The sequence below is a fragment of the Enterobacter sp. Ap-1006 genome (assembly GCF_011752835.1).
Lineage (GTDB): Bacteria > Pseudomonadota > Gammaproteobacteria > Enterobacterales > Enterobacteriaceae > Cedecea.
Window position 1 is genome coordinate 1 of the sequence record NZ_VWWU01000017.1, and the last position, 1,616, is coordinate 1,616.

The following is a 1,616-nucleotide window of genomic DNA, read 5'->3' on the forward strand; positions in this document are numbered from 1 at the left end:
AAATATCAAGTCTTGAAGAGTGACTACTGATTTTATAAACAGTTTTAATTCTTTGAGCATCAAACACTTTTAAATTGAAGAGTTTGATCATGGCTCAGATTGAACGCTGGCGGCAGGCCTAACACATGCAAGTCGAGCGGTAGCACGGGGAGCTTGCTCCTGGGTGACGAGCGGCGGACGGGTGAGTAATGTCTGGGGATCTGCCTGATGGAGGGGGATAACTACTGGAAACGGTAGCTAATACCGCATAACGTCGCAAGACCAAAGAGGGGGACCTTCGGGCCTCTTGCCATCAGATGAACCCAGATGGGATTAGCTAGTAGGTGGGGTAATGGCTCACCTAGGCGACGATCCCTAGCTGGTCTGAGAGGATGACCAGCCACACTGGAACTGAGACACGGTCCAGACTCCTACGGGAGGCAGCAGTGGGGAATATTGCACAATGGGCGCAAGCCTGATGCAGCCATGCCGCGTGTATGAAGAAGGCCTTCGGGTTGTAAAGTACTTTCAGCGAGGAGGAAGGCGTTAAGGTTAATAACCTTGGCGATTGACGTTACTCGCAGAAGAAGCACCGGCTAACTCCGTGCCAGCAGCCGCGGTAATACGGAGGGTGCAAGCGTTAATCGGAATTACTGGGCGTAAAGCGCACGCAGGCGGTTTGTTAAGTCGGATGTGAAATCCCCGGGCTCAACCTGGGAACTGCATTCGAAACTGGCAAGCTTGAGTCTTGTAGAGGGGGGTAGAATTCCAGGTGTAGCGGTGAAATGCGTAGAGATCTGGAGGAATACCGGTGGCGAAGGCGGCCCCCTGGACAAAGACTGACGCTCAGGTGCGAAAGCGTGGGGAGCAAACAGGATTAGATACCCTGGTAGTCCACGCCGTAAACGATGTCGACTTGGAGGTTGTGCCCTTGAGGCGTGGCTTCCGGAGCTAACGCGTTAAGTCGACCGCCTGGGGAGTACGGCCGCAAGGTTAAAACTCAAATGAATTGACGGGGGCCCGCACAAGCGGTGGAGCATGTGGTTTAATTCGATGCAACGCGAAGAACCTTACCTACTCTTGACATCCAGAGAACTTAGCAGAGATGCTTTGGTGCCTTCGGGAACTCTGAGACAGGTGCTGCATGGCTGTCGTCAGCTCGTGTTGTGAAATGTTGGGTTAAGTCCCGCAACGAGCGCAACCCTTATCCTTTGTTGCCAGCGGTTCGGCCGGGAACTCAAAGGAGACTGCCAGTGATAAACTGGAGGAAGGTGGGGATGACGTCAAGTCATCATGGCCCTTACGAGTAGGGCTACACACGTGCTACAATGGCGCATACAAAGAGAAGCGACCTCGCGAGAGCAAGCGGACCTCATAAAGTGCGTCGTAGTCCGGATTGGAGTCTGCAACTCGACTCCATGAAGTCGGAATCGCTAGTAATCGTAGATCAGAATGCTACGGTGAATACGTTCCCGGGCCTTGTACACACCGCCCGTCACACCATGGGAGTGGGTTGCAAAAGAAGTAGGTAGCTTAACCTTCGGGAGGGCGCTTACCACTTTGTGATTCATGACTGGGGTGAAGTCGTAACAAGGTAACCGTAGGGGAACCTGCGGTTGGATCACCTCCTTACCTAA

The 1,616-nt window shown here is 53.2% G+C and carries 1 rRNA gene; it reads left to right on the forward strand.

Going from position 1 to position 1,616, the window contains the following annotated elements:
* The first annotated feature begins 71 nt into the window (after positions 1–71).
* Positions 72–1,611, forward strand: a 16S ribosomal RNA gene (locus F3J28_RS22265).
* The last annotated feature ends 5 nt before the right edge of the window (positions 1,612–1,616 follow it).